This window comes from Pseudogracilibacillus auburnensis, assembly GCF_003201975.1.
Taxonomy (GTDB): domain Bacteria; phylum Bacillota; class Bacilli; order Bacillales; family Amphibacillaceae; genus Pseudogracilibacillus; species Pseudogracilibacillus auburnensis.
The window spans coordinates 184,985-192,683 of the sequence record NZ_QJJQ01000004.1; the positions used below are offsets into that span (position 1 = coordinate 184,985).

The 7,699-nt window shown below is 36.3% G+C and carries 8 protein-coding genes and 1 pseudogene; 8 read left to right on the forward strand and 1 reads right to left on the reverse strand.

All coding sequences use genetic code 11. From position 1 onward, the window contains the following. The first annotated feature begins 23 nt into the window (after positions 1 to 23). Complete coding sequence (gene argF / locus DFR56_RS07585; RefSeq protein WP_244916455.1) at positions 24 to 956, forward strand: ornithine carbamoyltransferase; 933 nt, start codon at positions 24 to 26, stop codon at positions 954 to 956. A gap of 197 nt (positions 957 to 1,153) precedes the next feature. Here the strand turns inward: argF and DFR56_RS07590 are convergent, their stop codons facing one another. After that, a complete protein-coding gene (locus DFR56_RS07590) occupies positions 1,154 to 2,233 on the reverse strand; it encodes a branched-chain amino acid aminotransferase (protein WP_110394957.1) in 1,080 nt (359 codons plus the stop codon). A 609-nt stretch (positions 2,234 to 2,842) separates the two neighbouring features. Between DFR56_RS07590 and DFR56_RS07595 the strand changes: the two genes are divergently transcribed. From DFR56_RS07595 to DFR56_RS22880, 7 genes and pseudogenes are all read left to right on the forward strand, one after another. After that, a complete protein-coding gene (locus DFR56_RS07595) occupies positions 2,843 to 3,238 on the forward strand; it encodes a chorismate synthase (RefSeq protein WP_146214265.1) in 396 nt (131 codons plus the stop codon). A 21-nt stretch (positions 3,239 to 3,259) separates the two neighbouring features. After that, a complete protein-coding gene (locus DFR56_RS07600) occupies positions 3,260 to 3,556 on the forward strand; it encodes a hypothetical protein (protein ID WP_244916456.1) in 297 nt (98 codons plus the stop codon). Beyond that, the gene (locus tag DFR56_RS07605; RefSeq protein ID WP_110394846.1) at positions 3,553 to 4,365 is read left to right on the forward strand and encodes a DUF5081 family protein; all 813 of its coding nucleotides are present in this window, start codon (positions 3,553 to 3,555) and stop codon (positions 4,363 to 4,365) included. Before DFR56_RS07600 ends, DFR56_RS07605 begins: the two co-directional genes overlap by 4 nt. Next, positions 4,358 to 4,699 (forward strand): hypothetical protein, encoded by a 342-nt coding sequence (locus tag DFR56_RS07610; RefSeq protein WP_110394847.1) that lies wholly within the window; start codon positions 4,358 to 4,360, stop codon positions 4,697 to 4,699. The genes DFR56_RS07605 and DFR56_RS07610 overlap by 8 nt, the downstream gene beginning before the upstream one ends. Next, the gene (locus tag DFR56_RS23450; RefSeq protein WP_244916457.1) at positions 4,699 to 6,378 is read left to right on the forward strand and encodes a hypothetical protein; all 1,680 of its coding nucleotides are present in this window, start codon (positions 4,699 to 4,701) and stop codon (positions 6,376 to 6,378) included. The genes DFR56_RS07610 and DFR56_RS23450 overlap by 1 nt, the downstream gene beginning before the upstream one ends. Before the next feature lie 5 nt (positions 6,379 to 6,383). Then, complete coding sequence (locus tag DFR56_RS07620) at positions 6,384 to 7,094, forward strand: SMI1/KNR4 family protein (RefSeq protein ID WP_211320616.1); 711 nt, start codon at positions 6,384 to 6,386, stop codon at positions 7,092 to 7,094. 332 nt (positions 7,095 to 7,426) lie between these two features. Beyond that, positions 7,427 to 7,699: pseudogene (locus DFR56_RS22880) on the forward strand (glycohydrolase toxin TNT-related protein); the annotation flags it as partial.

Consider the following 7,699-nt stretch of genomic DNA (forward strand, 5'->3'; position numbering starts at 1 on the left):
ATCACCCCACAGTGGTACAACAGATGAAAAATAAACTACAAGGAAAAGACTTTTTACGTATAGGTGATTTTACGAAAGAAGAATTAATGGATTTAATTGAATTTGCAATCAAATTAAAAAACATGCAAAAACTAGGGGAGCCACACCGTTATTTAGAAGGGAAAACGTTGGCGATGATTTTTGAAAAATCTTCTACGCGGACACGTGTCTCTTTTGAAACAGGCATGTTCCAGCTTGGTGGTGCGGCACAGTTCCTTAGTTCAAGTGATATGCAATTAGGAAATGGAGAAACAATTGCCGATACAGCAAAAGTATTATCCCGTTATGTGGATGCGATCATGATTCGGACATTTGGCCATGATATTGTTGTAGAAATGGCAGAAAATGCGACTGTTCCAGTTATTAACGGATTAACAGACGACGCCCACCCGTGTCAAGTGCTTGCAGATTTAATGACGATATATGAGAAAAAAGGGTCGTTTGACGGATTGAAATTTGCCTTTGTCGGAGATGGAAACAATATGTCCCAGTCATTATTAATGGGTTGTGCGATCATGGGCATCGACTGTTATATTGCAGTACCTGAAGGAAATGAAGTAAAACAGAGTGTGTTAAAACAAGCGCAGGAAAAAGCGAAATTATCTGGTTCATCTGTTGTGCAAACGTACGATCCACATGAAGCGGTAAAAGGTGTCGATATTATTTATACAGACGTTTGGGCAAGTATGGGCTGGGAAGGCGATAAAGAAGAACGCCTTAAACTCTTTGCTGACTATCAAGTCAACGAAGCACTCGTTGCAGGAGCAAAAGATGATTATTTATTTATGCATTGTCTCCCTGCCATCCGTGGAGAAGAAGTTGCCGCAGAAGTCATTGATGGTGCCAATTCTGTCGTTTTCGATCAGGCAGAAAATCGACTCCATGCTCAGAAAGCAGTCCTAGCTTCCATTGTCTAATAGTAAATAGCCACTATCTGAAAGGATAGTGGCTTTTTCCGCACTTCGTTCAAACTTTCCGCACTTCGTTCAAACTTTCCGCACTTCGTTCAAACTTTCCGCACTTCGTTCAAACTTTCCGCACTTCGTTCAAACTTTCCGACCAACTGGCTCAATTATTTTTGAAAATGAAAAAACTGCCGATAGTGGCAGTTTACTTAATTACTTCCAACTTTAACGGTCCAGCCAAATGGATCTTCCACTTTTCCATACTGTATTCCTGTTAATGTATCATATAATTTTTTAGAAATCTCACCAGTTTTTCCATCATTTATGATTAAATCTTTTTCTTCCCAAGTTAATTGTCCGATTGGAGAAATGACGGCTGCTGTTCCTGTACCGAATGCTTCTTCTAATGTTCCACTTTCATATGCTTCTGCAATTTCTGCCATAGCAATTCTCCGTTCAACAACCGGTAAGCCCCAATGTTTAAGTAATTGGATGACAGAATCCCGAGTAACACCTTGTAAAATACTTCCGTTCAATGCTGGTGTAATAATTTCCCCGTTTATTTTGAAAAAGACGTTCATACTTCCAACTTCTTCAATATACTTTTTCTCTACACCATCTAGCCACAGAACTTGCGCAAAACCATCTTTACTAACGACTTCTTGCGCCATTAAACTCGCTGCATAGTTTCCAGCAGTTTTTGCCTCACCTGTACCACCTAAAACAGCACGAACATATTGATTTTCAACGGCAATTTTAACTGGGTTAATTCCTTCTTTATAATAAGCGCCGACCGGCGATAAAATAATCATAAGTTTATATTGTTTGGATGGGGCGACGCCAAGATATGGTTCTGTTGCAATAATGAAAGGTCGGATATATAAAGATGTCCCTTCCTCTGTTGGAATCCAATCTTTTTCGATTTCCACTAGTTGTTTCAATGCTTCTAGAGCAAATTGTTCATCAATATGTGGGATGCAAAGTCGGTCATTTGAATGATTTAGACGCTCAAAGTTTTTCTCTGGACGAAATAATTGTACTTCTCCACCTTCTGTAATGTATGCTTTAAGCCCTTCAAATACAGTTTGCCCGTAATGAAAAATGATGGCAGCAGGATCAAGAGTCAACGATTGGTATGGAACAATGCGTGGATCGTACCAACCTTCACCTTCCTTATAGTCCATCAAAAACATATGATCAGTAAAAATTGTTCCAAAGTCTAAATGCGCTCCGTTTGGCTTCGCTTTTAAGGTTTCAGCGAGTTCCACTTTAATTGTCTGTACCTTCATTGTCCTATCTCCTTCAGTCATAATATGAACATTTTCTTTCTCTATTATAACTGATATAGCCTCATTTGTGTGTAAAAGTAAATGAAAACAAACGTATTTTTGGATCATTATTCTCCTTAAAGGTAGAGGGTAAAGAAAAAAATATTGAAACACATAGCTTTCTTACATAGTTCCGCTATCAACATGTTAATAGCCATCCCTTTTCTATTTCAGCAAAAATCTAAGTGATGAGTGAGTATTAAGGCATGAAATACATATTTGTGCTGACCTTATCTTACTAGGTGATGTCCTATTTCAGGTGAAGTTTAATTCTATTTTACTATGGGGTATTTTTCCATTATCGTCCTTTTTAATACATCTTTACCAAACCCTATTCCTCATGAAAGTACATGAAAAAAATGGTATTGTAATTTAAACTTAACAGATTAAGCATATTACTGGAAAAGGCTAATAAAAAATGTGATTGTCTAGATATTATATTTTGGATTAAATGAGTATTTGTGAGCTGAATTAGATGAAAATGCATAAATATGTTTTCTGGTTTTGGAAGACTAAGAGGCACTAGTCTGTAAATATATGACTATTTCAATCGTAAAAGGATGTGAAACATTGAATATATTAGAGTTTATATTCGGTAAAAAGACCGAAGCAGAAAGGAAAAGAGATGAGTATCATACATTACATCAGAAACTAGTAAAGGTGTTGGAAGACCATGACAGAAAAGTAAAGGACGCGGCAAGCACATATGATAGTTATCGTTATTCCATGCCATTTCTATCCTCCTTAAAAGTGCCATCAAGTGAATTTAGTGAAAAACGGATCGAAATAAATGAAAAATTGAACAACGTTTTTGATACGGACAAAGAAAAAAGATTAGATGTAAAGATTGCAATCGATCGTGCTTATGGAAGATATGAGTATTACCGAAATTTGGCCATTACCGAAGCACAAAATTACGAAAAAGAAAAAGAGCGAGAAAGAGAAAGAAGAAGGAATAAAAATTAAGAAGCGAAGGAGTGTATGAACGTGGACGTAATCATTGATAGCAAAAAGTTGGCAGAAGCAAAACAAATTGCCTCCAACATAGAAACAAGTATTAAAAGAACGGAAATGTATTGTGGGACATTAGTATCTACTGTTGCATCATCTTCATGGAAGGGAAAAAGTCGGGACGCTTTTCTCTCTTATATCGAAATTATTGAAGGGTATCATAAAGATTTAACTTCCGCCGTTCAACTACAAACGCAAGCTTTAAATAATCTCGAACGTTATATAAATGAGTTTTCCAAAGATAATCGTGTTAGTAGGATACGAAACCTATGATGAAAACTGAAGAAACTTTCCATGTAACAGAACTATTTTTACTTGCAGCTGCCTTTGACGGGGAAATGATTTTTGGCTTACCCGATAAAAAAGCGTATCAATTAATGGGAGATGAAATATTCAAAGAGGCAAATGATCAATTAATAAAAAAAGGAATTTTAACCCCAGAAGGAAAGATGACAAAAGGTGGATTCTACGCTGTTCGTGCATTGGAACTATATTATAACAGTAAAAAATATGTACGCATCCAAAATATGATGTTCGGTTTTCAAGAAAAAGACGAAGACGAGCTTATTATGTTAATGGAAATGGAAGATGGTACTTATTACAGATTGTACATGATTTCAAAAGCACTTGTACTAACATTGTTAAGTGACCGTTTTCCATTCATTTTAAGGGAACCGCAGGAAGATGAAAAAGAGTTTTTACAAAAAGAGGTTTCCTCGGCAATGAAAGAAAAGTTAGTACAGTTTGAACCTGGTGATGACTTTATGAATCTAGAATTCTTCCACTTGCAGGAAGAACAAAGAGTGAGAGAAAGCCAAGGATTCAATTTCCGGGGCGAAGATAAAACAACTCCTACTAGTGAAAAAAGTGTAGCGCAAGAGAGTTCCGGGATCGAAGCAGAAGAGCCCTTCTATCAACTAAATATTGCCTACGAGCAATGGTTTGTCTTTCCAAAAGGAGATCAATTATTTATGGTCGATCCGATGGAAAATAGCTATTACCGAGCAAGCCAATATTGGTTTTTAAAAATATTATTCGAGCAAATGGATTTCCCATATAAGGAGGCAAGCGTAAATGACTAGAGCACATATGATTGCTGATGGTGGCGGAGGGGCGGCAAAAATTGAAATAAGTGTTGATGATATTACCCTTATTTTCAAGCAGATAGAGTCGATTTTAAATGAATTTGAAACGACGATTGTGCCTAATGTAGAGCAATTAAAGGGCTGTCACTTTTACACATCTGGGAAGGCACAAAAAGCGATGGATGTGTTTCAAGAGGCAAATGAAAAAACGATGGAAGTTTACACTCATTATAGTAGGGCATCCACCTTAGTAATTGAAACATTAAATAAGATGATTGAAATGGACGAAGCGATCGCAATGCAAATATTTGAAGGATTGGATATGATATAATGGATGTTAACTATATCACGTCGGATTGGGAAAAAGCGAAGCAGTCGGTCGGGTCATTAATTGGCAATGGTTGGGGAAGAGGCATGTTTGATGACTTAAGAAAGCTTACCAACAATTTGGAAGATGTGGAGTCACTCATCCGAAAATATGATAGTGATGGGTATATTTCTTTTCACCATACAAGCCAAGAGAAAAAGTACCAACAATTATTTAATGATTATCAAGAACTTCATCGCTTTACGAAGCAAGTTGGCGGTATTGTCGATGATGTGATTGACCAACGCTTTTACGAAGATATGGACGCCTTTGTTGAAGCGATGCGCAATTTACGAATAGAAGAATACACGACAGAAAACCGTATTGATGCAACGACAATTATTCATACGCATCATGCGCCAGGTGGAAGTGTTGAACTACCAAAGGATGAAATCACGTTAAATGATCTCTTTGATGGCGATAATTTTTATGCGAATCAAATAAAGCTCGAGTATAAACAAGTAAAGGAAATGAATCCAGATCAGGAGTTTTCTTTGGAAGATTACCAGCTAGCCGCCTTAAATACCCATGCTTTTGAATATGAATCGATTAAAGATCAACAGTATAATAAAGAATTTTGGGCGGGGCTTGCCGCGTTAGTCGTGATCGTCGGTGCAACTCTCATTTTTCCGCCTGCGGGTATTGCACTCGGCGTCATTTATGGTACATTAGAAATAACATCTGCGGTTTCTGGGAAAGATTGGGTTTCCGGAAGAGAGTTAGGAACAGGTGAACGATGGTCTCGCGGATTGTTAGCGCCACTTGACATTATTCCGGGAGTCGGCGGTGCGAAGAAGTTAGTTACAGCAGGTCGTGTGAATCGTCTTCATACTCTAACAGACATCGGCATCCAAACGAAGAAGTTTGGCACTTCGATTAAAAACACTATTGGAAATACGGTGGACATAGCGAGAACAGAAGGATTGAAGCGACTGAATCAGGCGAAGGAATTTGTGAAGACCCAAGCAAAGCTTCAAATAGATGATGTAAAACTCGTTATAAAGACTGCAAACGATAAGGCAAATGAATTTGCTGAATGGGCAGGGAGTTTACTCTTTCGACAAGATAATGTCGCCATGCAAGGTGCTGGTGGTGGACATGTGCATCTGGGGAAAAGTGAAAATATAGTAAAGTTTTCGGGAAATGGTGGTACTGCTGGTAGCAATATAGAAGAAGTTTCTAATATTAAAAATCCTTCTGGTGCAAGGTATGGTAATAGAAGAATTCCTGATGATTTATATGATGAATTACGAAAAGACACACCTACTCCTGAATTGCGCAATAAGGTAAATGAGGGAATTGAGTTACCTATGGCTGATCCCGCTATACCTGGTAAAGAAGTTACCAAAAGATTGGAAGCAGATCATATTGTTTCAATGGACAAAATAGCAAAAATGGAAGGATTTGAAAAGCTAACAAGGGAGGAACAATTGTATATACTTAACTACGAAGAAAACTTTATAGGGTTAAGTAGGACTGCAAATGCATCAAAAGGGCCAAAATCATTTGAGGAATGGACTATATATAAAAAAGAAGGAATTCCAATTAATCCAAACTTTAGAGAAAAGATGATAAAGATAGAGAAGAATTTAGAGGTGCAGTTGCAACAAATGATTGATGATATATTGAAAGGTAGGAAGTAAATATGATGAATGAAGAAAAACTAGAATTTTTAAATAAATATACTCTAGATAAAAATATCCAGATTGAATTAGTTGAATTAGAAAATATTAATGAAATATTTATTCCTGACTATTGGATTAAACTTTTTTCAGAGAATAGTAATGAGGAAAGAATTCAAATGATAATCAATCACTGGGAGGAAATTCTAGGCTTCGAAATGCGAAATACGATATCATATTTTAAAGAATATTTAATAGATGTTGAATTAATGAAGATTGCAAACAAGCATTTTATACTATATTCATTACAGAGTTCGTCTACTGATACAGTTTTATTTTACTGTGGCGGAAACCCTTTAGAGAAAAATTTTGATGAACAAACCGAACTAAAAAAGGACTGGAAAAAGATCCCGAAAAAACTAAGGCAATTTTATGAAGAAATTCACGATGGATTTTACTATTTCCCAAGTAGAAGCATGGGATTAGATGCAATCGAAAATATTACCTATTTAGACGAATTCGAATGGAGCGTTATTGAAGATTTAGATAAAGAAATAATGATTAATATTGAAACATCATATGGGTTCTTTAGTAACGGTGTAGGGAAGTTTGTTGTGATAGATGTTGATAATAGTAGGGATGACCAGGCGGTATTATGGTCAAATGGTTCATTACCTAGGTACAACCTAAATTTTTGGGATATTGTAGATGAGTGGACAGTGATTGGATTTAACTAAGGTGATAAAGGATGTTAAAAACTTAAAATCATTTTTTCGAAGTTATAGTGAGAACTATAAGACATATTAGAAGCATTTTTAATGTATGATGATTTTATAAGAGAGTTAATAAAATTATATAATGAACAGTAATAGAACATTCTGAGAATCTATACCTTGATAAGGGCATTTTAGCTAACCCTTTCAAGGTATTTATTTTTAATGAATAATTGAATCACAACTTATAAAGCGCATTTTATTGAATTTAAAGTCAGAAGTTGAAAATAAACCATTTTGATTGAACAATGGAGCAGTCGGTCGGGTCATTAATTGGCAATGGTTGGGGAAGAGGCATGTTTGATGGCTTAAGAAAGCTTACCAACAATTTGGAAGATGTGGAGTCACTCATCCGAAAATATGATAGTGACGGGTATATTTCTTTTCACCATACAAGCCAAGAGAAAAAGTACCAACAATTATTTAACGATTATCAAGAACTTCATCGCTTTACGAAGCAAGTTGGCGGAATTGTCGATGATGTGATTGACCAACGCTTTTACGAAGATATGGACGCCTTTGTTGAAGCGATGCGCAATTTACGAATAGAAGAATACACGACAGAAAAT

What these genes read in the sequence shown, in the direction of transcription:
- argF (WP_244916455.1), top strand. Translation starts at nt 24, where the DNA reads ATGAAAAATAAACTACAAGGAAAAGACTTTTTACGTATAGGTGATTTT.
- DFR56_RS07590 (WP_110394957.1), bottom strand. Translation starts at nt 2,233, where the DNA reads ATGAAGGTACAGACAATTAAAGTGGAACTCGCTGAAACCTTAAAAGCG.
- DFR56_RS07605 (WP_110394846.1), top strand. Translation starts at nt 3,553, where the DNA reads ATGATGAAAACTGAAGAAACTTTCCATGTAACAGAACTATTTTTACTT.
- DFR56_RS07610 (WP_110394847.1), top strand. Translation starts at nt 4,358, where the DNA reads ATGACTAGAGCACATATGATTGCTGATGGTGGCGGAGGGGCGGCAAAA.
- DFR56_RS23450 (WP_244916457.1), top strand. Translation starts at nt 4,699, where the DNA reads ATGGATGTTAACTATATCACGTCGGATTGGGAAAAAGCGAAGCAGTCG.
- DFR56_RS07620 (WP_211320616.1), top strand. Translation starts at nt 6,384, where the DNA reads ATGAATGAAGAAAAACTAGAATTTTTAAATAAATATACTCTAGATAAA.